General features: G+C 76.9%; 23 protein-coding genes. 14 read left to right on the top strand and 9 right to left on the bottom strand.

What is annotated here, in order from left to right:
• Positions 1-2: 2 nt before the first annotated feature.
• The 9 genes from KSE_RS43990 (at position 3) to KSE_RS00660 (ending at position 4,231) form a co-directional block, all read left to right on the top strand.
• Positions 3-491 (top strand): hypothetical protein, encoded by a 489-nt coding sequence (locus tag KSE_RS43990; protein ID WP_014133318.1) that lies wholly within the window; start codon positions 3-5, stop codon positions 489-491.
• Positions 479-1,081 (top strand): ETX/MTX2 family pore-forming toxin, encoded by a 603-nt coding sequence (locus KSE_RS43985; RefSeq protein WP_014133317.1) that lies wholly within the window; start codon positions 479-481, stop codon positions 1,079-1,081. Before KSE_RS43990 ends, KSE_RS43985 begins: the two co-directional genes overlap by 13 nt.
• Positions 1,082-1,092: 11 nt before the next feature.
• Positions 1,093-1,527: a peptidase inhibitor family I36 protein gene (locus KSE_RS00690; RefSeq protein ID WP_014133316.1), complete on the top strand. Its 435-nt coding sequence runs from the start codon at positions 1,093-1,095 to the stop codon at positions 1,525-1,527.
• A 23-nt stretch (positions 1,528-1,550) separates the two neighbouring features.
• Positions 1,551-1,757 (top strand): hypothetical protein, encoded by a 207-nt coding sequence (locus KSE_RS00685; protein ID WP_014133315.1) that lies wholly within the window; start codon positions 1,551-1,553, stop codon positions 1,755-1,757.
• A gap of 11 nt (positions 1,758-1,768) precedes the next feature.
• On the top strand, positions 1,769-2,203 hold the full coding sequence (locus KSE_RS00680; RefSeq protein ID WP_014133314.1) for a peptidase inhibitor family I36 protein: 435 nt from the start codon (positions 1,769-1,771) through the stop codon (positions 2,201-2,203).
• A 23-nt stretch (positions 2,204-2,226) separates the two neighbouring features.
• Positions 2,227-2,718: an Ig-like domain-containing protein gene (locus KSE_RS00675; protein ID WP_014133313.1), complete on the top strand. Its 492-nt coding sequence runs from the start codon at positions 2,227-2,229 to the stop codon at positions 2,716-2,718.
• A gap of 42 nt (positions 2,719-2,760) precedes the next feature.
• Positions 2,761-3,063 (top strand): hypothetical protein, encoded by a 303-nt coding sequence (locus KSE_RS00670; protein WP_148283040.1) that lies wholly within the window; start codon positions 2,761-2,763, stop codon positions 3,061-3,063.
• Positions 3,064-3,259: 196 nt separating this feature from the next.
• Positions 3,260-3,823: a hypothetical protein gene (locus KSE_RS00665; protein WP_014133311.1), complete on the top strand. Its 564-nt coding sequence runs from the start codon at positions 3,260-3,262 to the stop codon at positions 3,821-3,823.
• 30 nt (positions 3,824-3,853) lie between these two features.
• A complete protein-coding gene (locus KSE_RS00660) occupies positions 3,854-4,231 on the top strand; it encodes a hypothetical protein (RefSeq protein ID WP_014133310.1) in 378 nt (125 codons plus the stop codon).
• Positions 4,232-4,299: 68 nt separating this feature from the next.
• Here the strand turns inward: KSE_RS00660 and KSE_RS45520 are convergent, their stop codons facing one another.
• Complete coding sequence (locus KSE_RS45520) at positions 4,300-7,035, bottom strand: ABC transporter permease (RefSeq protein WP_033260080.1); 2,736 nt, start codon at positions 7,033-7,035, stop codon at positions 4,300-4,302.
• 109 nt (positions 7,036-7,144) lie between these two features.
• Positions 7,145-10,327, bottom strand: a complete 3,183-nt coding sequence (locus KSE_RS00650) for an FtsX-like permease family protein (protein ID WP_014133308.1) — start codon at positions 10,325-10,327, stop codon at positions 7,145-7,147.
• Positions 10,328-10,626: 299 nt separating this feature from the next.
• Here KSE_RS00650 and KSE_RS00645 point away from each other — a divergent pair, with 299 nt between their 5' ends.
• Positions 10,627-11,304 carry a peptidylprolyl isomerase gene (locus tag KSE_RS00645; RefSeq protein WP_014133307.1) on the top strand — a complete coding sequence of 226 codons (678 nt, stop codon included), beginning with the start codon at positions 10,627-10,629 and terminating at the stop codon, positions 11,302-11,304.
• Between the two features lie 39 nt (positions 11,305-11,343).
• Here KSE_RS00645 and KSE_RS00640 read toward each other — a convergent pair whose 3' ends face one another.
• A complete protein-coding gene (locus KSE_RS00640; protein WP_014133306.1) occupies positions 11,344-11,907 on the bottom strand; it encodes an EF-hand domain-containing protein in 564 nt (187 codons plus the stop codon).
• A 295-nt stretch (positions 11,908-12,202) separates the two neighbouring features.
• Between KSE_RS00640 and KSE_RS00635 the strand changes: the two genes are divergently transcribed.
• From KSE_RS00635 to KSE_RS00625, 3 genes are all read left to right on the top strand, one after another.
• Entirely contained in the window at positions 12,203-12,559 is a 357-nt protein-coding gene (locus KSE_RS00635) for a hypothetical protein (RefSeq protein WP_033260081.1), read from the top strand.
• Between the two features lie 130 nt (positions 12,560-12,689).
• Complete coding sequence (locus KSE_RS00630) at positions 12,690-12,902, top strand: EF-hand domain-containing protein (protein WP_014133304.1); 213 nt, start codon at positions 12,690-12,692, stop codon at positions 12,900-12,902.
• A gap of 133 nt (positions 12,903-13,035) precedes the next feature.
• Positions 13,036-13,590 (top strand): DUF1990 family protein, encoded by a 555-nt coding sequence (locus KSE_RS00625; RefSeq protein ID WP_051055076.1) that lies wholly within the window; start codon positions 13,036-13,038, stop codon positions 13,588-13,590.
• Between the two features lie 66 nt (positions 13,591-13,656).
• Here the strand turns inward: KSE_RS00625 and KSE_RS00620 are convergent, their stop codons facing one another.
• Positions 13,657-14,430, bottom strand: coding sequence for a hypothetical protein (locus tag KSE_RS00620; protein ID WP_014133302.1), 774 nt, complete (start codon positions 14,428-14,430; stop codon positions 13,657-13,659).
• 192 nt (positions 14,431-14,622) lie between these two features.
• Positions 14,623-15,087 carry a hypothetical protein gene (locus KSE_RS40740; protein ID WP_051055075.1) on the bottom strand — a complete coding sequence of 155 codons (465 nt, stop codon included), beginning with the start codon at positions 15,085-15,087 and terminating at the stop codon, positions 14,623-14,625.
• 311 nt (positions 15,088-15,398) lie between these two features.
• Here KSE_RS40740 and KSE_RS00610 point away from each other — a divergent pair, with 311 nt between their 5' ends.
• Positions 15,399-16,202 (top strand): metallophosphoesterase, encoded by an 804-nt coding sequence (locus tag KSE_RS00610; protein WP_014133300.1) that lies wholly within the window; start codon positions 15,399-15,401, stop codon positions 16,200-16,202.
• Positions 16,203-16,302: 100 nt separating this feature from the next.
• Here the strand turns inward: KSE_RS00610 and KSE_RS00605 are convergent, their stop codons facing one another.
• The 4 genes from KSE_RS00605 to KSE_RS00590 all read right to left on the bottom strand — a co-directional run bounded on the left by KSE_RS00605 (position 16,303) and on the right by KSE_RS00590 (position 23,814).
• The gene (locus KSE_RS00605; RefSeq protein ID WP_014133299.1) at positions 16,303-19,956 is read right to left on the bottom strand and encodes a DUF4132 domain-containing protein; all 3,654 of its coding nucleotides are present in this window, start codon (positions 19,954-19,956) and stop codon (positions 16,303-16,305) included.
• A 144-nt stretch (positions 19,957-20,100) separates the two neighbouring features.
• The gene (locus KSE_RS00600) at positions 20,101-21,687 is read right to left on the bottom strand and encodes an alpha/beta hydrolase (RefSeq protein WP_033260090.1); all 1,587 of its coding nucleotides are present in this window, start codon (positions 21,685-21,687) and stop codon (positions 20,101-20,103) included.
• A gap of 118 nt (positions 21,688-21,805) precedes the next feature.
• Positions 21,806-22,810 (bottom strand): ABC transporter permease, encoded by a 1,005-nt coding sequence (locus tag KSE_RS00595; RefSeq protein ID WP_014133297.1) that lies wholly within the window; start codon positions 22,808-22,810, stop codon positions 21,806-21,808.
• Positions 22,807-23,814 (bottom strand): ABC transporter ATP-binding protein, encoded by a 1,008-nt coding sequence (locus KSE_RS00590; protein WP_014133296.1) that lies wholly within the window; start codon positions 23,812-23,814, stop codon positions 22,807-22,809. Before KSE_RS00590 ends, KSE_RS00595 begins: the two co-directional genes overlap by 4 nt.
• Positions 23,815-23,842: the final 28 nt, after the last annotated feature.

Genomic DNA, 23,842 nt, shown 5'->3' with positions numbered 1-23,842 from the left:
ACATGCCCCGCACCCCCTGGCGACACCGCCTCCCGGCGGCCCTCGCCGTCCCCGCGAGCGTCCTCGCACTCACCGCCGCCGTCCCCGCGCCCGGCCCCGCCGCCGCGATGCCGCCCGCCGCCCGCGACCTCGACCCCGGCTGCACCGGCCCCACCGGCCCCGCCGTCCCCGTCGCCGGCGGCACCGTCAGCTGGTGCCCCACCCAGCAGGGCGGCCGGCTGGTCTTCACCAACACCGGGCGCGCCTACGCCGACCTCTCGCTCGTCGTCTACGACTGCGACGGCGGCAAGGCCCCCAACGTGGACGCCGCGAAGTGCGCCGGAAGCCTGAAGGGCACCAGCGACATCATCTGGCGGCAGATCAAGTCCAAGCAGTCGGTGCACGCCGACTTCGCCATCCCCCGGGGCGCCAACGCCCAGGTCTGGTGGACCGCCGACGGTACCGACCAGGCCACCGACCTCAAGCTGCTGGGGACGCCGTGGAACTCCTGAGGACCGCCCTGCGCAAGGGCGCGGCCCCCGCCGCCGCGCTGCTGCTCGCCGCCACCCCGCTGGCCGCCGCCCCCGTCGCCACCGCTCAGGAGCCCACCGTCGAGTGCGACGGCAAGTGGCACTTCGAGTCCGAGGGCGACCCGGTGCTCAAGCGCGAGATCGCCGACAAGTTCACCCTGGACAACCGCAACGGGCCCGAACCGCTCGACCAGACCGTCCGCACCAAGGAGAGCCTGACCAAGACCTTCTCGAACCAGGTCGACCTCGGCTTCGAGGTCGGCGCCGAGGCCAGCGCGGGCTTCGGCGCCTTCTCCGCCAGCGTGCAGACCAAGTTCAGCGCCAGCTACGGCTTCAGCCTCACCGACACCAACACGGTCGAGAAGGAGACCGAGGTCCGGCTGGTCGCCGGACCCGGCGTCGGCTACACCCGCTACGTCGGCATCGAGTCCGTCCAGGTCACCGGCTACTACGAGCGGATCCTCGACTGCGACAAGAAGACCCAGCGCTACCAGCGGATCGGCCCGGTCACCGAGGAGGCCCCCACCAGGGGCAAGGCCGTGTGGACCGAAGCACTGCCCAACTCCAAGTGAGGAGCCAGCCGATGCCCATCCCCGTCCGCCCGGGCTTCCTGCGCCCGCTCACCCTGGCCGCCGCCGCCCTCGCACTCGGCGCCGCCCCCGCCCTCGCGGCTCCGGTCAGCAACCCGCCCGGCGTGCACGTCCTCAACGGCGACAGCCGGGTCGCCCGGCACGTCGACTGCCCGGCCGGCTGGGTCTGCCTCTACGACGGCGCCCACTTCGACTACGCCGCCGTCGCCCTGCTGCCCGGCACCGAACTGACCGACACCGAACGGCTCCAACTGCCGGACGGCTCCCGGTTCGTGAATGAGGAGGGCATCTCCGCCTGGGTCAACAACTCGCCCGTGCCCTACTGCTCGTACCCCACCAAGGACTACCAGGGCACCGCCAGCGCGATGGCCCCCGCCACTCAGGGCGCCGCCCACAACAACCTGCTCAAGTCGCTCCGCCCGTGCTGACCACGCCCTCCCCCAGGAGCCGCATGAACCCCCTCCACCGGCGCGCCGCCGCAGCCGCCGCCCCCGCGCAGGAGCCCACCATCGAATGGGAAGGCCAGTGGCGCTTCGAACCCGAGGGCGACCCGGTGTTCAATCACGGCATCGCTGACCAGCGGATCGGCCCGGTCACCGAGGAGGCCCCCACCAGGGGCAAGGCCGTGTGGACCGAAGCACTGCCCAACTCCAAGTGAGGAGCCAGCCGATGCCCATCCCCGTCCGCCCGGGCTTCCTGCGCCCGCTCACCCTGGCCGCCGCCGCCCTCGCGCTCGGCGCCGCCCCGGCCGTGGCCGTCCCCGTCAGCAACCCGCCCGGCGTGCACGTCCTCAACGGCGACAGCCGGGTCGCCCGGCACGTCGACTGCCCGGCCGGCTGGGTCTGCCTCTACGACGGCTTCACCTTCGACTACGCCGCCGTCGCCCTGCTCCCCGGCACCGAACTCACCGACACCGAACGGCTCCAACTGCCCGACGGGTCGCGGTTCACCGGCAAGGAGGGCATCTCCGCCTGGGTCAACAACTCGCCCGTCCCCTACTGCTGGTACCCCGGCAAGGACTACCAGGGCACCGCCATGGCGATGGCCCCCGCCACCCAGGGCAACGCCCACAACGACGCCCTCAAGTCGCTCCGCCCGTGCTGACCACGCCCTCCCCCAGGAGTCGCATGAACCCCCTCCACCGGCGCGCCGCCGCCGCGGCCGCCGCGCTCGCCGTCGGCGTCGTCCTCACCGCCACCGGCACCCAGGCGCACTCCACGCCCGCCGAGCGCACCGCCGTCACCGCCCCCGCCGACTACGGCGCGGTCACCGCGCTGGCCGCCGCGACCGTCACCGACCCCGGCGCGCGGGTCGAACGGCTGTGGGTCGTCGACGGCGACGAGCAGCTGGTACCCGCCGGACAGCAGGTGCCCGTCCGGCTCAAGCTGCGCGCCCTCGACCACGACCACCACCCGGTGGCCGGCGCCACCGTCCTGTTCTCCACCCCCGGGCCCGGCCTGAAGTTCCCCGACGGCGACGACGACGCCACCGCCGTCACCGACGCCGACGGCTACGCCCTCGCCCCCGCGCTGACCGCCCTCGGCACGCCCGGACCGGACCTGGTCATCGCCTCGGTCAGCGACCGGGCCCAGGTCGCCTTCGAGATCACCGTCGTCTGACCACCCGCGGGACCCCAGGGAACCGACCAGGAACGGAGCACCGTGAACCGAACCATGCCGCGGCCCGCCCGCCGCCACCTGCGGCTGGCCGCCACCGCCGCCGCGACCGCCGTGGTCGCCGTCGGCACCACCGCCGCCGCGCTCGCCGACCCCACTCCGCCGGCCCGCGCCGGCGCCGTCGCCCCGCGCTGGGAGTACCGCTGGGCCGTCGCCCAGCCCGGCGGACGCACCGTCGGGGACCTCGAACAGCTCGGGAAGGACGGCTGGGAGGTGGTCGGCCCGGTCAACGAGTACACCGCCGACCGCTGGAACTTCCTGCTGAAGCGCGAGCTCCCCGACGGCTGAGCACCCCCCGAATCGCCCGCCCGCCCGCCCGTCCGCCACCCGTGCGGGCGGGCGGGTGGCATGATCCGTCCAGCCCGCGAAGTGTCATGATCCGTCCAGCCGGAGGACGGTGTGGACGGCGCCGGCAGTGGATACCGTGGTGGGGAAGGACGGCCGGAGGGAGCATCGGCCGGTCACCGAGGGGGAAACCCGACCCATGTCATACCTGCGTACATTCCTGCCCTGGATCGTCTTCGCGGTCATCCCCTCCACCCAGTGGCAGTGGGCGGCGCTGGCCGGCCTGGTGATCGCCGCGGCCGTCATCGCCCAGCAGCGCGCGGCCGGCACCGGCTGGGACGCGCTGATCATCGAGACCGGCTCCGGACTGTACTTCGCCGTCCTCGCCGTGATCGCCTTCACCGACCCGCACTCCGGCGTCCGCGACTACTCGGCCGCGCTGTCCTCCGCCGTCCTCGCGCTGATCGCCGGCGTCTCGCTGCTGATCGGCAAGCCGTTCACGCTCGGCATCGCCAAGCGCACCACCCCGCGCGAGTACTGGAACCTCAAGCCGTTCATCCGGGTCAACGCGGTCATCACCTCGGTGTGGACCGCAGCCTTCGCGATCACCGCCGCCGTCCTCGGCGTCCTCGCGCACGGCGGCCACGGGCACTCCGCCACCGCGCTGGTCGTCCAGATCGCGGGCTTCGTCGTCCCGATGGTCTTCACCATCCGCTACGTCGCCATCGTCCAGGCCCGCGCCCCGCGCGCGCCGCAGACCTGAGCAGACCTGAACGGAGAAGGAACCCCGTCGATGGCCCGCCGCCCTCCGAAACAGCCCGGCCTCGCCGCCTTCGTCGCCGCCCTGCCGGCGGCGGAACGGACCGGGGCCGACAGCGCGGGGTGGCCCTGGCCCGGCGGCACCCGCGAGTTCACCGACGACCACGGCTACCGCTGGCACCGCCGGGCCAAGGCCGCGCTCGACCCCCGGCGGGCCGCCCGGCTGGTCCGCGACGCCGACGTGATGATCACCGGCCCCTGGGAACTGCGCCACCTCGCCCCCGGGGAACGCGCCGCCGCCTGGGCCGAGGCCACCGCGCGGACCGAGCCCGGCGACCTGACGGAGTACGTCGCGCACGAGTTCACCTCCGAGGGCGGCCTCACCCTGCTCTACCTCGAACGGCACTGCTGACCGGACCGTACGGATGGCGATCGCGACACGCTGCCGCCGGACAGCCCGGCCGACGGGCGCCGCGTCCCTCAGCGGGCGTCCCCCGCGCGGAGCTCGGTGCCGATCTGGCGGCGGCCCGCGACCAGGGCCTCCGCCGCGACCGTGGCGGCGAACAGCGCGGCGAGGGCGAGGGACCAGGTCAGGACGGCGGCGGCGGACGGGCTGACGCCCCCGGTGGCGGGGGCGCCGACCAGGGCGGAGAGGTCGAGGGCGGGGCCCAGCAGGACGGTGGTGCCGACGGCGAGCAGCGCGCCGGCCACGGCCGCCGCCAGGGCGGTGGGCAGGGACTCCAGCAGCACCACGGCCAGGCCCTGCCGGGGCCGCAGGCCCATCGTGCGCAGCCGGGCCAGCAGCGCCGCCCGCTCCGGGCCCGAACGGGCCAGCGTCAGCAGCACGGCGAGGGCCGCGAACGCGCCCGCCGCCAGGACCGACCAGCCGAACACCCGGGCGGCCGAGCGCTGCAGCGGGTCCGCGGCCAGGCGCTCCGACTCCTCCGCGCCGGTCCGCACCGCGTACGCCCCGCTCTCCGGCGCGGACGCCGGGTCCAGCCGCCGGAGCAGCTCGCGCAGCCGATCGGCGCGCGGAGTGCCGGTGCCCAGCCAGAGGTTGCTCCGGCCCAGCGCGGCGACCCGCTCGGACGCCTGCCCGACCGGCAGCACCACCGCCTCGCCGGCGCCCAGCGCCGGGCCGCCGCCGGCCGGCAGCACGCCCGCCAGGCGGAACGGCAGCACCGACTGGCCGGTGTGCAGCGGGTGCGGACCGGCACCGAGCCGGCCGGCCAGGCCCGGGGTGACCAGCGCGGGCACCCCGTCGGGGCCGCCGCCCGCGAGCGGACGGGGGTCGATGGCCGGCTGCCCGTTGCGCCGGGCCAGCGCCGCGTACTGCTGCGGATCGACCACCAGCAGCGTCACCTCGGCCAGCACCGTCCCGTCCGGCTTCGCCACCGACGCCGCTCGGTCCGTCCACGCCGACACGCCCGCCCGGACGTCCGGCAGCTCGCCCGCCGCCCGCCCGAAACCGTCCGGCAGCACCGTACGGGCCGTCACCCGGGCGTCCGCGCCGGTCTCCGCCCGCACCGCGCGCAGCCGGCCCGCGTCGACGGACTCCAGCACCGTCGCGCCGAAACCCGCCGTGCTGACTGCCAGCAGCAGCGCCAACAGGGGCAGCACCGCCGGACGCGACGCCCGGGCCAGGGCCAGGAAACCCACCGCGCCCCGGCGGCGGGCCGCCCGGCGCGAAGCCGCCCCCACCAGCGGCGGCAGCAGCCGGGCCAGCAGCAGCGCGCCCACCAGTGCGATCAGCAGCGGCGCGCCCACCAGCAGCGGATCCACGCCCGCGCCCGCCGGCGCCACCCCGCGCCGCCGCACCGCGACCACCGCGCCCGCCGCCAGCGCCAGCGCCGACAGCTCCGCCACCACCCGGCGCCGGCCCGCCGCCGCGCCGGGCTCCGTGCCCGGCTCCGTGCCACGCTCCGGGAACAGCGCCGCCCGCAGCGGGAACACCAGCAGCGCCACCGCCGCCGTCACCCCCGCCGCCAGCACCGCCGCACCCCAGCGCGGCGAGGGCAGCACCAGCAGGGCCAGCGCCGTGCCCAGCACGGCCGCCGGCAGCGCCGTCGCCGCGCTCTCGCCCAGCAGCCGCCGCAGCACCCCGCCGCGCGAGGCCCCGCGCGCCCGCAGCAGCCGCAACTCGCCCGCCCGCCGCTCGGCGGCCAGCGCCGCCGCCAGCAGCAGCACCGTCAACCCCACCCCCGCCGCGCCCGCCGGGCCCAGCACCGTCAGCGGCGCCACCGCCGACTGCCGCTCGGCCGCCGTCTCCAGCAGCTCCGACAGCCGAGAGCGCACCTGCACGTCCGGCCGCCCGGCCGCGACCTGCAGCGCCGTCCGCTCCGGACCGCCGGTCAGCGAACCGACCGCCGCCCGCCAGCGCGGCAGCCGGTCGGCCCGCGCCGCCGAGACGTCCACCGGCACCCGGACGAAGTCCTGCGGCGACTTGCCCGACCAGAACCCCAGGTCGGCCAGCTCACCCGGCCCGACCAGGGCCGCCGCCCGCCAGTACCTGATCCGCTCGCCCAGCGCCACCGTCGAACTCAGGCACGCCTCGACCAGGCAGTCCGTGCCCGCCCAGAACGGCGAGGCCGGATCGGCCGCCGCGAACACGCCCACCACCGTCGCCCGGAAGTGCCGGGGCGGCGACATCGACGCGTCGGTGCCCGCGTCCAGCACCGCGCCCACCGACACCCCGAAGGTCCGCGCCACCGGCTCCGACAGCGCCACCTCGAAGTCCGCGCCGTCCGCCACCGCCGCCGGCCAGCGCCCCGCCGCCAACGCAGCCCGGCCGCCCACCCCGTGCAGGTACGCCAGCCCCAGCACCGGCGCCATCCCGTTCGGACGCGGCAGCCCGGGGCCCGGCAGCGAACGGTCGGCCCGCGTCGTCGAGCCGTACACCGCGCCCAGCCCGGTCGGCCGCAGCGGATCGGTCACCCGGCGCTCCAACTCCTGCGCCAGCACGTCCAGTTGCAGCGCCGGGGAGCCGCCGCCCTGCGCGCCCAGCCGCAGCGACGTCGCCGTCACCACCGCGCCGTCCCGCCCGCCCGAGGCCAACCGCTCGCGCAACGCGCCGTCCGCCGCGCGGTCCAGCGCCCGGGGCAGACCCGCCGCCAGGAACACCGCGACCAGCACCAGCGCGGCCGTCAACCACGTCGAGACCCGCACCGCGCGCAGCCTGGTGCGCACCCACGGCGCCACCGGGGGAGGGGTGCTCACATCTCTTCCAACTGCTGTCGCGAGCGGCACATCGGGGGGAACTCCGAGTGGAACTTCGGCCGGAACCCGGGAGGGCGGACGGCGGGCGGCACGGCGCCCCGCGGCGTGCTCACGGCTCCTCCGAACCGCGCAGGCGGGTGCCCAGGTCGCGGCCGCGCCGACCCGCCAGCAGGGCGGGCAGCAGCAGGGCCGCCCCGGCCACCGCCGCCAAGGCGGCGACCTGGCCGAGCGGAAGGCGGACCAGGACCTCCGGCAGCGGGCGGGCCGCCGCCGGGGTCAGCACCACCAACGGCACCACCAGGCGCACCAGCAGGGCGCCCAGCAGCAGACCGGTGCCCACGCCCAGCAGGGCCAGCACACCCTGCTCCGCCGCCACCGTCCGCAGCAGGCGGCGGCGCGGCGCGCCCAGCGCGGCCAGCACCGCGAACTCGCGGGAACGCTCCGCGGCCGCGCCCGCCGCCGAGGCGGCGCAGCCGATCGCGGCCAGCGCCACCGCCGCCACCGCGAGCGCCGCCAACGCCGACTGCGGAGCCGCGCCCAGCGGATCGCCGCGCAACCGCCCCGCCAGCGCGCCCTGCTCCAGGGTGCGCTGCGCGAACGGCGCGGCCCGCAACTCGGCGGCCGCCCGGCGCGGGGCGTCGTCGCCGGGCCCGGCGGCCGGGAGCCACCACTCGGACGCGGCGACCGCGACCTCGCCGCGGGCGTCCAGGTGCCGGTCGACGGCGGCCAGGTCCAGCGCGACCGCCGGGCCCTCGGTCGCCGGCAGCGCCGTCACCGCCGCCGTCACCCGCGCCCGCAGGGTCGCCGTACCGAACGGCACCGGGACGGACTCGCCCACCTTCGCCCCGACCGCCGCCAGGTACGACGCGGTCGCGACCGCGGACAGCTCCGGGGCCGCCGGCCGCCCGGCCGGGGCCAGCACCAGGCGCCGGACCGGACCGGGGGCGGCCGGCCAGGACACGACGGGCAGCCGCCCGGCACCCGGCACGACCGTCGCGCCCGGACCGGTCACCGACCAGTCGGCGGAAGCCGCGGCGGAGAGGCCGTCGACCCGCAGGCTCCCGGCCGTACCGGGCACCTCCAGCGCCAGCCCGACCAGGGCGAACGGCCCCGCGAGCCGCCCGCCCGGACCGCCCGCACCGCCCGGACCGCCCGGACCACCCGCACCGCCCGCACCGCCCGCCGCCAGATCGACCGCCAGGTGCTGCGCCCCACCCGCCAGGACCGGCGCCGGAACGGACTGGACCAGCCCGAAGCGGTCACGCACCAGCAGCGACAGCGCGGGCACGCTCGGGCTCAGGCTCGCGTCCGTCGCCCGGCCGGGGCCCGCGCCGGGGCTCGCGCCTCCGTCCGTCGTCACGTCCAGTTCGATCCGGGGCGAGGGCAGCGGCAGGCCGCCCTCCGGCTGGGAGGCCAGCGGGGTGAAGACCGTGCGGGCGTCGTGGCCGTCGAGCAGGTCGGCGCGGATCCGGAGGTGTTCGGCGGCGCGGCCCGCGTCGAGGAGCAGGACGGTCGCCGTCGCGCCCCGGGGCAGCGGGACGTCGCGGCGGGCCACCGGCACGATCCGCTCGCCGCCGGGCAGGGCCGCGTACACGCCGCCCTGGCCGGCGGCCGGCAGGGCGGAGGCGGTGATGCGCAGGCCGCCGGCGGTGGCGAACGCGGCCTGATCGCGTTGCGAGTCCGCCCAGGAGGCGCGCTGGCCGATCGCCAGCATGCCCACCGACACGGCCAGCACCAGCAGCAGGACCGGCCCGGCGGCCCGGCCGGGGCGGCGGGCCAGCTGCCAGCCGGCCAGGGCCGGGCCGAGCCCCGCCGACCGGGCCGCCCACCGTTCGCCGAGCCGGGAGACCGGCGGCAGCAGCCGCAGCACCAGCACCGTGCCCGCGCACAGCGCCAGCGTCGGCGCCACCACCAGCAGCGGGTCCACCCCGTGCGAGACGCCCGAGTAGCGGGCCAGCTGCCGGTAGGCGACCGCGGCCAGCGCGAGCAGCGCCACGTCCGCGCCCGAGCGCAGCACCGCCGACGCGCGGGCCCGCTGCCGTCCGACCCGGCGCAGCACCGCGGCGCCCGCCGACCGGGCGGCCGTGGCCAGCGCCGTGAGCAGCACGCAGCCCAGCGCGCAGGCCGCCGCGACCGGCCACACCGTCCACGGCACCGCCGCGTCCAGCCCGGCGCCCGCCAGCGGGCCGGTCTCCGCCAGCAGCCGCACCAGCCAGGGCGTCAGCAGCGGGGCGAGCAGCGCCGCCGGCGCCGCCAGCAGCACCGCCTCGCCCGCCGCGAACGCGCCGACCCGCCCGCGGGCGGCGCCGCGCGCCACCAGCAGCCGGTTCTCCGCCGCCTGCCGGTCCGCCAGCAGGTGCACCACCAGCAGCAGCGCCGCGCCCGCCAGCACCACCAGTTGCAGCGCGCCGACCAGCAGCGTCGCGCGGGCGACCTGCGCGTCCGAGGCGAGTTCGCCGAGCTGCCCGTCCAGTTCGGTGCTCGCGGTCAGCCCCGCGTCCCGCTGCAGCCCGGCCCCGGCCGCCGCGACCCGGCCGCGCAGCGCCGCCGCGTCCTCGGGGGCGAGGCCCGCGAAGTCGGCCCGCAGCAGCCAGCTCCGGCTCGCCTGGGCGACCGCGCCGGAGGTGAACACCGCGTCGTCCACCAGCAGCGGCCCGTACGTGGTGTACGCCAGCACCTGCACGCCGCGCCCGGCCGCCGGGTCGGTGCGCCAGTACGGGTCGGACGGGTCGGCGGCCCGGTACACACCCGTCACCTCGACGGTCAGCGGCCGGCCGGTGAAGCGGTCCGTCAGCTCCAGGCGGGCCGGCAGCGCCGCCGCGTCCACCCCCAGCCCGGCCAGCGCGTTCTGCGGGACGGCGGCCTGGACGGCACCGGCGCCGGCGGGCGGCCCGGCGGTGGGCCAGGCGCCGGCGAGCAGCGCGGTGCGGCCCCGGTCGAGGGCGGCCAGCACCGTCAGGTCGGGCCGGTCGGCGGCCCCCGGCAGACCGTACGAGCGGCTGCGGGCCACGCTCTCGGCGCTGACCGGCAGCGCACCGAACAGCTCGCGGCCGTACGCCGCCACCGCCGCGTCGTCCCGGGCCCGGTCGCCCACCGCCCGGTCGCCGCCGACCAGTACGGTGGCCCGCGCCGCGCCCGCGCCCTGGAGGGCCCGCCGCAGCCCGGCCTCCGCCGCGCCCCGGTCGAACGCCACCAGCGCGGTCAGCACCGAGGTGGTGATCAGCACGGTCAGCAGCGCGGCCGCCGCCAGCGGCAGCCGCCCGTGCAGCCGGCGCACGACGAAGCCGACCATGGCCGTCCCCCTCCCGTCCCCGCCACCCAATGCACCGGATAGCGGACGATGCTGTCACATCGAACGGACACTCGAAAAGGATCCTGGACGAACCGTTGTCAAGGGGAGACCCGGACGGGAGGGGTGTGACGTGCGGGAACGGGGGAGCGGCGAGGGGCGCGCGGGCCCGGCGGGTCGGCGGGTCGGGGTGGGGGAAGGGTGCGGCGAGGGTGCCGGGAGGTTCGGGGAGCGGACCGGGCGGGCAGGTCCCTGCCAATCCTGTCCGTAGCTTGATCCTCTCCACCCGCGGAGGCTGTCGAATGAAGCGCACGTCCTGGGGTGCCGGACTGACCGTCCTGGCCATGGTGTCGCTCGCCCTGTCCACCACCGGGGGCACCGCCTCCGCCGCCACCCCCGCCGCCGGTGCCGCCAGCGCCGCCACGTGCACGTACACCCCGGCCGTGCCCGCCGACAACTTCAAGGGCATCCCGGTCTTCGACGCCCAGAAGGCCGCCAAGCCCTACAGCGCCACCCTCCGCACCAGCCAGGGCCAGATCACCTTCCAGGCGCTCACCGACAAGGCGCCCTGCACCACCTTCTCGTTCCGCTTCCTCGCCGAGAAGGACTACTACGACCGCACCCACTGCCACCGCCTCACCACCCAGCGGCTCTACGTCCTGCAGTGCGGCGACCCCACCGGCACCGGCAGCGGCGGCCCCGGCTACTCCTTCCCCGACGAGAACCTGAACGGCGCCACCTACCCCGCCGGCACCGTCGCGATGGCCAACGCCGGGCCGAACACCAACGGCAGCCAGTTCTTCATCGTCTGGAAGGACACCAAGCTCTCCCCGGCCTACACCCCCTTCGGCCGGGTCACCGCCGGCCTCGACGTGCTGCAGAAGATCGCCGCCGGCGGCGAGGACGACCAGAACGGCCCCGGCGACGGCTTCCCGACGCTGCCCGTCAACATCCGCAACGTCGGGATCTCCAAGCGCTGACCCGGCCCCGGGGTCGTCACGCCCCGGCGGCGGGCGCCGTCACGCCCCGGCGGCCGGGTCCGCCGCCGGGGACAGCACGCCGCAGAGGTGGTTGCCCGGGTCCGCCGGGTCCGCGCTGATCCAGAACTGCGCCCACAGCTCGGTGAACTCCGCCTGGGAGAGGAAGCCGTCGCCGTCCAGGTCGACCAGCTCGAACACGCCCGCGGTGTCGGTCGCCCGGCCGTTCCACACGTCCACCAGGCGGCGGTGCTCCTCCCGCGAGATCCGGCCGTCGCCGTTCTCGTCGACCGCGTCGAAGACGGTGTCCGCCGTCGCCGTCACGGCCTCCCGCATCTCCGGCAGCCGGTCCACCATGGCCAGGATCTCGTCCAGGTCGACCAGCCCGTCGCCGTTGGTGTCCGCCGCCTCGTACAGCGCGTCCCACCAGCCGAGCATCACCCGCTCCACCCGGGCCGCCAGCTCCGGGTCCGCCGCCACCCGGGGCAGCCGGCCCCAGCGGTCGGCCAGTGCCCGGAAGTCCTCCTCGTCGAGGTAGCCGTTCCCGTCCGCGTCGAACGCGTGGAACATGCTCGTCAGCTTGTAGCGCTGGAACCCGCTCGCCATGACCGTGCCTCTCCCCGGAACCCTGGAACCTGGACCCGCGACCGGACCTGCCCCCGTGCCGTCGTACTCCCCGTGCCTTCGTGCCGCCGTGCCTTCGTGTCTTCGTGACCGGTGCGCGAGGCAGATCCTTTCCGCTCCGCCCCGTTCTACGGCGGCGTGCGGGCGCACACCCCGGGCCGCCCCGCGCGCCGGGGGAGCGCGGCTACCCGCACGCGCCGGCATGACGTCCGTCATGGCGGGAACCGTGCAACCGGCCACTTACCAGGGCCTCCTGACGGACCCTAGGGTGACGGCCATGACGAACACGGGGAACTCCAAGGACGACGACCGCACCGACATCCGGATCAGCCTCATCGGCGGCACCCGCCTGGAGGGCGAGGAGATCCACACCCGCACTCTCACCGCCTCCCTGGTCGGCGGCGCCGACATCGACCTCACCGACGTCGACATCCCGGACGGCGCCGAACTGCGGATCACCAAGCTCAGCCTGATCGGCGGCGTCTCGCTGCGGGTCCGCCCCGACGTCAAGGTGGTCGTCACCGGCGTCCGGCTCGGCGGCGTCAGCGACGACGGCCCCACCCGCGAGGGCGGCCCCACCGTCCACGTCGCCGCCTGGGGCCTGATCGGCGGCGTCAGCGTCCGCCGCGACTGAGCGGTCGGCGGGCAGCGCGCGGCAGGAGCCGACCACCCTGCCGGGAGCCCGCGGGCGGCGGCTATTGTGGCCCGCGCGCCGGAACACGGCGTCAAGCACCGCTGGAACAGCAAGAAGAGGGGTGGGTCCGATGGCGGACATCGAAGCGGCACGGACGGCATTCGCGCGCCTGGACGTCGACGGCGACGGGCGGGTCACCGCGCACGAGTACAAGACGGTCATGGCGCAGCTCGGCGACTACCACGTCACCGAGACCGTCGCCCAGGCGATCATCAACGCCAAGGACGCCAACGGCGACGGCAAGCTCTCCTTCGAGGAGTTCTGGGCCTCCGTCCAGAGCTGACCTCGACCGCCCGGCCGGGGGCGTCGCCGTACGGGTGAGGTGTGCCACAGCCACCTCGTCCGACCAGGCAGAACGTCCCTCGGCCCGGGCCGGGGGCTTGGCCGCGCGGCCCCGTCCGGCGTACAACGGGCGGATGCCGCCGAAGGACCTCCCGAGCCGCCACCGCGCCGCCCGCGCCACCGCCCCCAGCTACCCAGAGGTCGGCGCCACCCGCGACGCCGCCCTACCGGCCGGCTACTCCTGGCTGCGCCGCCGGATCCACCTCGGCAGCGGACCCGCCGTCCTGGAGCGCGCGGGCGCGTATGTCCTGCACTGGGGAGCCCAGTTGGGCTCCGGCTTCGCGCTCTACCCGCCGCCGGAGAAGGCCGCCCCCGGCGCCACCGTGCTACTCCGGATCGCCCTGCCCGGCCTGCGGCTGCCCCGGCTGGCCATCCCCTGCCGGGTGGTCTGGACGGTCGAGGAGCCCGACCGGATCGGCTTCGCCTACGGCACCCTCCCCGGCCACCCCGAGCGCGGCGAGGAGTCGTTCGTGGTGAGCGCGGACGCCGACGGCGAGGTGTGGTTCGAGGTCGCCGCCTTCTCCCGCCTGGACAGCTGGTACGCCCGGCTCGGCCGCCCCGTCGCGCTCACCCTCCAGCACCTGGCGATCGAACGCTACCTGAGGGTGGTCGCCCGCGCGGCGCGCTGACGACGACCCGGCCCGGGCGCGTCCGCTCTGGCCTGGCGCGGTGGGCGGTGGGCGGCGGGCGGCGGTTCAGCGGGCGGCGGCGTGCAGGTGCGGGGCGCTGTCCGGGGGCCGGTGCCAGGTGGTGCGCAGCCCGCAGCCGGCCAGGACGGAGCCCACCGCGTGGTGCATCGACTCCCGGACGGCGGTCGACACCGGCGGGCCGTCCGGCAGCCGGGGGGACGGGCGCCAGGCGACGTCGGCGACGGGCGCGGTGTCCGGCGCGGGCAGGCAGGCGGTGAGCGCGACGCCGACCGCGCGCGGGTGCGCGGCGAGCGGCAGGCCGGCCAGCGCGGCGGCGCGGCGCACGGCGGCGACGGCGGCGGCCGGGAGTTCCACGGCCGGGAGTTCCACGGCCGGTTCCACGGCCAGTTCCGGGGCGGCCGGGGCAGCCGGCGTGGTGGGGGAGTCGGCGGGGCCGATCCGGGTCGGGCCGTCCGGGGCGTCGCGGGTGGCGGAGAGGCCGAGCGCGGGCAGGAGTTCGGCGAGCGCGGTCTCGATGCTGTCCGCGACCAGCCGCCTGGTCCGGGGCCACGGGCTGTCGGTGCCGCCGGCCGCCGCCGCGTCCTCCAGGCGGGGCGAGCAGAGCCAGCGCAGGGTCAGCGGCCAGCGCTCCGGGTCGAGGCCGTACGTGCTGCCGGTGTCCTCGGCCGAGCCGCTGGCGAACAGGTGGACGCCGGGCCCGTGGCCGCCGTGCGCGACGGGCAGTCCGACCAGCAGCAGCGCGTCGACCACCCGATCGGCCAGCAGCGGATCGAACCGCGCCTCCCGCGCACCGGCCGCCGCCACCCCGTGGACTCCCATTCCGCCACCCCTTCCGCCTGCGGGGCGCTCCCGCGCGTGTGACTATCCATGAACACGTAAAGTCCGTCAACTGGTCTGGACCGCAACGGAGTCGGCCCGCCCCCGCCCGCCGGGCCGGAAGGCGAGAGCGCCGCCCCCCGTGACGGGGGACGGCGCTCCGGTGAACAGCCTCGCGCGCTGGCGGCCGGGCGGTCAGGCGGTCGGACCGCCGACCGGCGGCTGCTGGACCGGGGCCTGGCCCGGAGCCTGGAACGGCGCCTGGGGCGGGACCTGGCCCGGCTGCTGCTGCGGCGCCTCGCCCTGGAACGGCGCCTGGCCGGGGTACTGGCCCTGGGCCGGCGGGTAGGCGGCCGGGTACTGCGGCGGCGCCGGGGTGCCCTTGGCGCGGTTCACCAGCGACCGGACGAGGTAGAAGATCATCGCGACCGGGATGAACAGCACCTTGAAGTAGATGACATAACGGCCACCCTCGAAGAAGAAGCCGAGGTACAGGCCGTAGCCGAAGAACGCGGCGCCGATGAGCCCGGAGATGACGCGCATGCCGATGCCCAGGCCGGAGGCCGGAACGAGGGCGAGGCAGATCGTGATCAGGCCGCTGACCATCAGCAGGACGACGTACCAGGAGAAGAGCGGTTCGAGGCTGAAGTCGATGTTCACAGAGATCCCATAACTGGACATAAGGTATGCATAAAGAGCCGTTCGGCTGACGTACCGTACCGGAGTTCGACCCCCGGAGTCTTCCCGATTGCGGCACCAATTCGTGGACCGGCGAACCCGCCCCGGAACGCCGGGAGGGAAATGGGTTCCGGGCCCAAAAGTCGATCTTGGAAAAGCCGAAAGCGGTCCGCCGCCGCGACCCTCCCGAGCCGCCGTCACCCGCCCCTGAGGCGCCCCCGCGACCCCCTGAAGTGCCGTCACCCACCCCCGTACCGGCCTGCCCGCCCCCGCCGTCCTGATAGCGTCCCGCCGTGTCCCCACACCGCACCCCGCTCTACGTCGCCGCCGACATCCACGGCCACCGCACCGAATTCCGCGCCGTCCTGCGCGCGGCGGGCCTCGCCGACGAAAACGGCCACTGGAGCGGCGGCCGGGCCCGGCTCTGGCTGCTCGGTGACCACGTCGACCGCGGCCCGGACGGCATCGGCGTCATCGAGGACGTCCGCCGCCTCGCCGCCCAGGCCCGGGACGAGGGCGGACAGGTCGGCGCGCTGCTCGGCAACCACGAGGTGCAGCTGCTCGCCGCCCACCGCTTCGGCACCGCCCCCGTCCCCGGCTGGGACCAGCCCGGCGGGTTCCACGGCGGCTGGGCCCGGTTCGGCGGCCAGGAGGCCGACCTGCGCGGACTGACCCCCTCCCACCTGGAGTGGCTCGCCGCCCTCCCCGCCGCCGCCCTGGTCGACGGCCACCTGCTGGTCCACTCCGACACCACCCGGTACCTCGAACTCGGCACCAGCGTCGCCGCCGTCAACGCCGCCGCCACCGCCGTCCTGGCCGACGAACACCCGGAAGCCTGGCTGGAGTTCAGCCGCCTGATGAGCTCCCGGGGCTCCTTCCGGGGCGCCCGGGCCGGCCGCCCGGACGAACCGGTCGCCCGGATCCTGGACGCCCTCGGCGGCAGCGTCCTGGTGCACGGCCACAGCACGCTCACCGAGTACTTCGGCATCCCCCCGGAACGCGTCCGGGCGGCGCTGCGCTACGCCGGCGGCCGGGTCCTCGCCATCGACGGCGGCGCCTACCTGGGCGGCCGGATCCTGCTCACCCGCCTCCGCTGAATCCGCCTCCGCTGAATCCGCCTCCGCTGAACCCGGCGCGCGGCCGCCCGATCCGACGCCGACGTTGACGCAGGCGTTGACGTTGGCGCTGCGGCACCGCTCACGGCACGGTCAGCTCCACCAGGTCGGCCAGCAACTCCGAGGCCAGCAGCGGATCCAGCGCCGCCAGCACCGGCCCCGGCTCCCCGTCCCGCCGGTGGTCGCCCGGCCGGGCGACCAGCCGCACCTCCCGCACCGACTGCTCCGGGTAGGCGTCGGACCCCGCGACCGGGATCCCGTGCTCCGGGACGACCACCAGGTGGCCCGCGTCGCCGACCGGCCGGGAGACCCAGCGCGAGACGCCGTTGTCGCCCGGGTCGCCGATCTCCCAGCCGCGCCGCGCCAGCGCCCGGAAGCGCCCGGTCGGCACCGCCGGACCGCCCTCGAACCGGGCCAGCCGGTGCCCCGCCCGCTCCTGGTCCGTCAACGCGTGCACCGGCCGCCCGAGTTGGCGGAACGGCTGCAGCACCTCGTAGTCCGCGAACAGCTCCGCCCACGCCGCCAGCTCCGCCGCCCCCAGCAGCACCGGGTGCGCGACCCGGACCACCGCGTCCGCCGGCAGCGCGTACGCCCGGTCCGCGACGTCCGCGAAGGTCGCGTCCTCGGCGACCCGGAACGCCGTCACCGCGCCCCCGCCCCCCGCGCTCCCCCCGCCCCCGGCCGCTGCCGTCTCGGCCAGCCAGACCAGCCGCCGCACCAGGTGCCGCAGCAGCGGATGCGCGACCAGCAGCCCGGTGAACTCCGCCGCCGGCCACGACCGCCGCGCCACCATCGCCGCCTCCAGCCGCCGGACCTGGTCCGCCGCCGTCGCCCGCACCTCCTTGCGCAGCTCCGCGTACCGGGCCCGCCCGGCCGCCGCCAGCCCGGCGTCGTCCGCCGCCCCCGGCGCCGGCAGCTCCGCGCGCCGCCGCCCCGAGCCGTCCCGCACGAACGGCCGCAACTGCTCGTCGAACCCGACCGTGAACGCCCGCGGCCCGTAGTCGACGACCGCCGTGCCCGCCGCGTCCAGCCCGAAGTCCGGCACCAGCCGGTCGGCCAACTGCTCGCCCGTCAGGCCGAGACCCGCCGCCACCTCGGCGATCCTCTCCCCGGCCCGCGCCTTCAACGCCTTGAACGGGACGCGCTGCGCGATCAGGTGCAGGTGCCGCAGCGCCGTCTCGGTGCCGATCGCCGCCAGCACCTCCAGCCCGTCCACCGCCCGGTGGTGCGCCCCCTCGCCGGGCCAGGCCCGCAGTACCGGCGACAGCCGGCGCACCGTCCCGTCGTCGCCGAGCGGGCCCAGCGCGTGCAGCGCCCACGCCCCCGACGCCGGCAGGCCCGCCAGCCGCCACCGCTCGAACAGCGCCCAGGCGAACTCCGCCAGCCCCGCCGGATCGCAGCGCGGCACCACCCCGGCCAGCCCCGGGTACGGCTCACCCGGACGCGACAGCGCCAGCATCATCACCAGGTGCCCCGCCGCCGCAACGGGCAGCGCCGCCCCGCCGCCCGCCAGCGGCAGCTGCGGCAGCCCCGCCGGATCCGCCCAGCCCTCCAGCACCGGCAGCCGCGCCGGCAGCGCGTTGACCAGCGGATCCGCCGACAGCAGCGCGTCGACCGCCTCCGCCGCCCCGGCCCCGTACCCGGACGCCGCCGCCCGCACCGCCGCCGCCCCGTGCGCCGCCGCGACCAGCCGCAGCGCCTGCTCCGCGCCCCGCCGGGCCGCGCCCGCCCGGCCCACCGCGTCCGGCACCAGCAGCCGCGCCGCCGCCACCCCGTGCCGGGCGAACCACGAACGGGCCGTCGCCCCCGCCGACTTCAGCCGCACCAGCCAGTCCGCCGCGCACCGCGCCACCTCGACGCCCAGCAGCGGCAGCAGCACCCCGCCCAGCCCCGCCGGATCCTCCCGCACCGCCCGCAGCACCGGCGCCAGCGCGTCCGCCCCGTGCCGGACCACCAGCAGCCGCAGCGCCGCCGCGCCGTCCCCCAGGTACTCCGCCCCCGACCAGTCCGCCAGCAGCGGCCGCGCCACCTCGTGCGGCGCCCGCAGCAGCAGCGTGAACTCCTGGTACGCGTGCAGCCTGCCCTGCCGGAACCAGTCCGCCGCCACCGCCCAGTCGTCCCGGTACTCCCACACCCGGTACGCGTCCGCCGGGGCCGCCGCCCACGCGCGCTCCTCGCCCGGCAGCCAGCGCACCTCGCACCCGGCCGGCGCCGCCACCCCCGGCACCACCCGCGCCCCCGCCGCGACCCGCTCCCGGGCCCACGGCGGGTCGGCCAGCACCGCCGGCAGCTCCGCCGCCGACGCGTCCGGCAGCCGGTCGCCCGGCTCCGTCAGCGGCGCCAGCACCGCCGCCGGGGCGGGCGGCAGGCTCGGCAGTAGCTCCAGCGCCGCCGCCCGGTGCGCCGCCGCGTGGGCGGCCAGCAGTGCGAGCAGGGCCGGCACCGGGTCGTCCGGCCTCGTCCGCCCCGTCCGCGCCGGGGCTTGGGACGCCCGGGCCTCGGCCACCGCCTCCGCGAGCAGCCGCAGCGCCCGCCGGGGCCGGTTCGCCATCGCGGCCGGCAGCGCCTGCCGGGCCGCCGGGTCCGCCCGGTGGGCGAGCAGGCCGCGGAAGCCCTCGTCCGAGGGCAGCAGCGCCAGCGCGTCGAACAGCCGCCGCCGCTCGACGCCGTCGTACGCCCCCTCGACGCCCTGCAGCAGCAGCGGCGCGGCCGCCGCGCCCAGACCGTCGGCGACCGTGGCCACCAGCGCGGCCGACCACTCCACCCGGGCCGGCTCCGCCAGCGCCGCCACCTGCTCCGGCGCGGACAGCGCGCACAGCAGCATCGCCTGCCGCGTCCCGCCCCGCCGCCCCGCCCCCGGCCGGCGGCAGCAGGCGTCCACCCACTCCCGCTCGGTCGGCACCAGGTAGGCCGCGACCACCTCGCGCGACGGCGCGGTCCGGACCGCGCCGAGCGCGCCGACCGCCTCCCGGTACAGCGGCTCCGGACAGGCCGCCAGCAGCGCCCGGACCCGCCCGGCGACGGCCAGCCGGTCCGACCGGTACGACGACTGACCGGCCGACAGCACCGGCCCCTGGCGGCGCGTCGACCCCGACGACCGCCAGGACACCTCCACCTCCATCAGCTCCACGGCCGCGACGGCGGCGAACACCAGCCCGTGCCCGGCCACCCAGGCGTCCGCCGTCGCTCGCTCACCGCCCAGCCCCGCCAGCGCCGCGACGGCGGCCGCGCCCAGCGGATCCGCCGCACCCGCCAGGTACGCCCGGGCCGCGGCGACCGACGGCCCGTCACTGCGCGGATCCGCCAGCGCCTCGTCGATCCACGCCCGCCGCTCCCCGACCCCCGCCCGCAGCCGCTCCACCGCGCCCTTCACCGGAGCCGCCGGCGGCCGGGACGCCCCGCCCCGGCGCGGGACCAGCAGCCGCCGCCAGCCGTCGGGCAGCACGAACACGTCCTCGTCCACGGCGTCCGAAGCGTTCGAGGCGTCCACGGTGTCCGTACCGCCCGAGGGGGTCTCCGCCGGCGCCTGGCCGCCGACCTCGCGGTAGCCCTTGCGCTCCTTCTCCGCCGCCGCCTTCGCCAGGTGCGCCGCCGCGTCCGCCGCCGAGGCGAACTCCCGCACCCGCGCGCGCCCGGCCGTCCCGCGGCGCCCGTAGCGCACGGTCAGCGCGGTGCCCTCGGTGCCGGCCTCCCAGAACTTGTCCGAGCCGTCCTCGGTGAACTCCCAGCGACGCACCGCCGCGCCCCTCTCCTCGCCTGACCACCCGCAGGCACCCGGTGACCTGCGGGGAACAGTAACCGCCGGTCCCGACAGAACGGGACGGGCCCCCGGAAGCGGTTCCGGGGGCCCGTCCCGTTCAGCGGGTGCGGTCAGCGCGGGTCACGGGGTGGGGCAGCGCGTCCCGGCGGCCGGCATGGTGCCGTCGAGCAGGAAGCCGTTCACCGCGGTGCGGATGCAGGTGCTCTTGCCGTAGCCGGTGTGCCCGTCGCCCTCGCGGGTCAGCAGGGTGGCGTTGGCGAAGCCGGAGGCCAGCTTCTCCGCCCAGGCGTACGGGGTCGCCGGGTCGCCGGTCGAGCCGACCACCAGGATCGGGGCGCTGCCGGCGGCCTTGACCACGTGCGGCTTCTCGGCCGAGTGGTAGGGCCAGGAGCGGCAGTCCGGGTCGAACAGGTCCCGGTCGGTGAAGTGCGCGGTGACCAGCGGCGCCTGCTGGTGGGCCGCGGCGAGCGCGGCCTGCAGGCGGTCGGCGGTCGGGGTGTCCGCGCCCGGGTCGGCGCAGTGGATCGCGGTGTAGGCGTCGAACATGTTGGTGTAGTGGCCGTCCTCGTCGCGCCCGTTGTAGTCGTCCGCCATCGCGAGCAGGTAGTCGCCCTTGTCGCGGAGCATCGCCCAGCTGAGCGCGTTGCGCAGGTACTCCCAGGACTTCTCGCTGCCGTAGAGCATGTTCAGCGTGCCGGTCCAGCCCGCCGCCGAGGTCAGCTCGCGGCCCTTGCCGGCCGCGAGCGGGTGCGCGCGCAGGCCGTCGAGGAAGGTCGCGAGCTTCTGCGGGGCCTTGCCGGCGTCCTTGCCGAGCGGGCACTGCTCCTGCTTGACGCAGTCGGCGGCGAAGGCGGTCAGCGACTTCTCGAAGCCGGCGAACTGCTGCACCAGCTGGTCGAGCTGGTCGGCGGTCGGGTCGACGGCGCCGTCCAGCACCAGCCGGCCGGTGCGGTCGGGGAACTGCTCGGCGTAGCTGGAACCCAGGTAGGTGCCGTAGGAGAAGCCGAAGTAGTTCAGCTTCGGGTCGCCCAGCGCCCCGCGCAGCACGTCGAGGTCGCGGGCGGCGTCCCGGGTGCCGAGGTGGGGGAGCAGCTTGCCGGAGTTGGCCGCGCAGGCGTCCGCGTACGCCTTGCCCTGGTCGTCGGCCCGGCCGTCGGAGAGTGCCCAGGTGTCGTGGGTGGCGTCGTCGAGGCAGTGCACGGCGGTGCTGGCGCCGACGCCGCGCGGGTCGAAGCCGACCAGGTCGTAGCGGGCGTTCAGGTCCTTGAACGAGTCGCCGCTGTACTGCACCTGCTGGACGCCGGAGCCGCCCGGGCCGCCGGGGTTGAGCACCAGCGAGCCGAGCCGCTGGTCGGCGGCGGCCGCGGGCTTGCGGGCCAGCGCGACCTCGATGCCCTCCCCGGCCGGGTTCGCGTAGTCCAGCGGCACCCGCAGGCGGCCGCACTGCAGCGCGGACTCGTCGATCTTCTCGGTCTTCGGGTCGTCCGGGCAGGGCGCCCAGGCGATCTGCTGGGTGTAGAACGCCCGCAGCGCGGGGTCGTCCGCACCGGTGGGCTTCGCGGTCGGGCTGGGCGAGGCGGAGGCCGACGGGCTGCCCGGGGCGGACGGCGGGGCGGGCGAGGGTCCGGGGGTGCTGCTGCAGGAGGCGAGCAGGACGGCCAGGACGGCGGCGGGAAGCGCCCGGCGGAACGGCCGGGTGGTACGCATGATCACCGCGTATGCATACCATCTGATGATTCTTCGGGTGATCGAATTATCAAGTCGTCACCGAAGCGCCACCGCCCCGCCGGCCCCGAACCGCCACCGCTGCCGCCCGGCGGGCGCCTCAGCGCAGCCGGCCGACCCGCCGGAACACCACCACCAGCACCACGGCGGTCAGCGCCACCAGCACACCCGCCTCGACCAGTTGGATCGGCACCAGGTGCCGGGCCGGGTGGTAGCGCAGCCACGTCTCGGGCGCCTGCGCGCACTCCGGCGAGCCCAGGCAGTACTCGGCCCGCACCCGGGTGCCGTCCGGCAGCACCGTCGTCCGCCCGAGCAGCCAGGCGTTCGGCGGCTGCGCGGTGCCGGCCGACACCAGCACCTCCACCGCCGAGTGGAAGTACGGGCGGACCCAGCGCACCAGCCCGTGCGCCACCACCACCGCGCCGGCCGTCAGCGCCATCGCGGGCAGCACCCGCCGGGTCGCCTGCCCCGCCAGCACGCCCGCCGTGAAGGCGAACAGCGTCCAGGCCACCGGAGCCACCCCCAGCGCCGGATAGGTGAACGCCTGGAACGGCGGGTCGAAGGCGCCCGGCCCGTGCACGAGGTCCGTCCACCACACCCAGCTCATCAGGGCGGCCAGCACCCCGCTCACCAGCAGCACCGCGGCGGCCGGAACCAGCAGCCGGGCCGTCAGCCAGCGCGCCGGTCCCACCGACTGGGCGCGGACCAGCCGGATCGTGCCCCGCTCGTACTCCTGCGCCAGCAGCGGCGCGCCCACGAACACGCCCACCAGCAGCGGGAAGGCGGTGACCAGCGGCTGGAGCACGGAGACGAACCAGAAGTGCGGACGGCTGATCGGCGAGAACAGCACCCAGCAGGTGTCCGAGCCCCAGCTCTCCGGTTCGTAGCAGCCGGTCCGCCGCAGCACGCCCACGACGTGCTGCACGGCGACGTGCACCCACACCAGGTCGGCCACGGCCAGCACCAGGAACACGGCCAGCACCCGCAGCAGCAACCGGTTCTGCCGCAGCGACAGCCACAGCAGCCCGCGCAGGCGGGGCTTCGCGGGGCGCTCCCGCCGGTCGGCGGGGGACGCCGCCCGCTCGGTCAGGACGTCGGTGCTCATGCCGCCTTCTCGTCGTTCGTCGCAGTGCGGCCGGCCTCAGTGCTGCCGGCCGCCGCCGTACCGGTCGCCGCCGTGCCGGCCGTGGCCGCCGGTGTGACCGGCCCCCGCAGGTAGCCCAGCAGCAGCTCCTCCAGGCCGGGCCGCTCGCTCTCCCAGCCCTCGGCCCGCCAGCCCGCGCCCTCTCCGCCCGGCTGCGCACCGCCCGGCTGCGCCCCGGCTCGGCCGGTGCGGACCAGCGCGGTGGCCAGCCGCCCGGTGACCCGCCGCTCGACCACCAGCTCGGCCGGCGGCCCGTCCGCCCCGGCCGGGCCGGTGAGCAGCCGGTGGCCGTCCAGGACGTCCTCCAGGTCGCCGGCCAGCCGGATCCCCCCGCGCTGCACCAGCAGCAGGTGGTCGATGACGCCGTCCAGCTCGGCCAGCACGTGCGAGGAGACCACGACGGTGGTGCCGTGCTCGGCGACCGCCGACATCAGGGTGCCCATCAGCTGGTGGCGGGCGAGCGGGTCGAGGTCGGCCATCGGCTCGTCCAGCAGCAGCAGGTCGGCCCGCTTGCCCAGGGCGAGCGCCAGCGACACCCGGGTGCGCTGGCCGCCGGAGAGCGAGCCGATCCGCGCCCGGGGGCGCAACTCGCCCTGCTCGACGACCCGTTGGGCGGCCTCCTGATCCCAGACCGGGTTGAGCTCGCGGCCCATCCGCAGCGTCTCGGCGACGGTCAGACCGGCGTACAGCGGCTTGTCCTGCGCCACGTAGGCGACCCGGGCCCGCGGCCCCGGCGCGTCGGCCGGCTCGCCGAAGACCAGCAACCCGCCCTCGGAGGGCGCCAGTTGACCGGCCGCCAGGGCCAGCAGGGTGCTCTTGCCGGCGCCGTTCGGGCCGACCACGCCGCTGATCCGCCCGGCCGGGACGGTGAAGTCGCAGCCGCGCAGCGCCCAGCCGTCCCGGAACCGCATGCCGAGCCCGACGGCCGCCAGGGCCGCACTCGTGGGTGTCGGGTCGTCGTCCACCCGGTACTCCCTCCCTGTGTTGCCCGCT

The organism is Kitasatospora setae KM-6054 (assembly GCF_000269985.1).
Taxonomy (GTDB): domain Bacteria; phylum Actinomycetota; class Actinomycetes; order Streptomycetales; family Streptomycetaceae; genus Kitasatospora; species Kitasatospora setae.
This window is presented reverse-complemented; position numbering and strand designations above follow the sequence as displayed.

What these genes read in the sequence shown, in the direction of transcription:
- KSE_RS00660 (WP_014133310.1), top strand. Translation starts at nt 3,854, where the DNA reads ATGGCCCGCCGCCCTCCGAAACAGCCCGGCCTCGCCGCCTTCGTCGCC.
- KSE_RS00595 (WP_014133297.1), bottom strand. Translation starts at nt 22,810, where the DNA reads ATGAGCACCGACGTCCTGACCGAGCGGGCGGCGTCCCCCGCCGACCGG.
- KSE_RS00630 (WP_014133304.1), top strand. Translation starts at nt 12,690, where the DNA reads ATGGCGGACATCGAAGCGGCACGGACGGCATTCGCGCGCCTGGACGTC.
- KSE_RS00680 (WP_014133314.1), top strand. Translation starts at nt 1,769, where the DNA reads ATGCCCATCCCCGTCCGCCCGGGCTTCCTGCGCCCGCTCACCCTGGCC.
- KSE_RS00645 (WP_014133307.1), top strand. Translation starts at nt 10,627, where the DNA reads ATGAAGCGCACGTCCTGGGGTGCCGGACTGACCGTCCTGGCCATGGTG.
- KSE_RS43990 (WP_014133318.1), top strand. Translation starts at nt 3, where the DNA reads ATGCCCCGCACCCCCTGGCGACACCGCCTCCCGGCGGCCCTCGCCGTC.
- KSE_RS00675 (WP_014133313.1), top strand. Translation starts at nt 2,227, where the DNA reads ATGAACCCCCTCCACCGGCGCGCCGCCGCCGCGGCCGCCGCGCTCGCC.
- KSE_RS00640 (WP_014133306.1), bottom strand. Translation starts at nt 11,907, where the DNA reads ATGGCGAGCGGGTTCCAGCGCTACAAGCTGACGAGCATGTTCCACGCG.
- KSE_RS00625 (WP_051055076.1), top strand. Translation starts at nt 13,036, where the DNA reads ATGCCGCCGAAGGACCTCCCGAGCCGCCACCGCGCCGCCCGCGCCACC.
- KSE_RS00635 (WP_033260081.1), top strand. Translation starts at nt 12,203, where the DNA reads ATGACGAACACGGGGAACTCCAAGGACGACGACCGCACCGACATCCGG.
- KSE_RS00600 (WP_033260090.1), bottom strand. Translation starts at nt 21,687, where the DNA reads ATGCGTACCACCCGGCCGTTCCGCCGGGCGCTTCCCGCCGCCGTCCTG.
- KSE_RS00650 (WP_014133308.1), bottom strand. Translation starts at nt 10,327, where the DNA reads ATGGTCGGCTTCGTCGTGCGCCGGCTGCACGGGCGGCTGCCGCTGGCG.
- KSE_RS00690 (WP_014133316.1), top strand. Translation starts at nt 1,093, where the DNA reads ATGCCCATCCCCGTCCGCCCGGGCTTCCTGCGCCCGCTCACCCTGGCC.
- KSE_RS00620 (WP_014133302.1), bottom strand. Translation starts at nt 14,430, where the DNA reads ATGGGAGTCCACGGGGTGGCGGCGGCCGGTGCGCGGGAGGCGCGGTTC.
- KSE_RS00665 (WP_014133311.1), top strand. Translation starts at nt 3,260, where the DNA reads ATGTCATACCTGCGTACATTCCTGCCCTGGATCGTCTTCGCGGTCATC.
- KSE_RS00685 (WP_014133315.1), top strand. Translation starts at nt 1,551, where the DNA reads ATGAACCCCCTCCACCGGCGCGCCGCCGCAGCCGCCGCCCCCGCGCAG.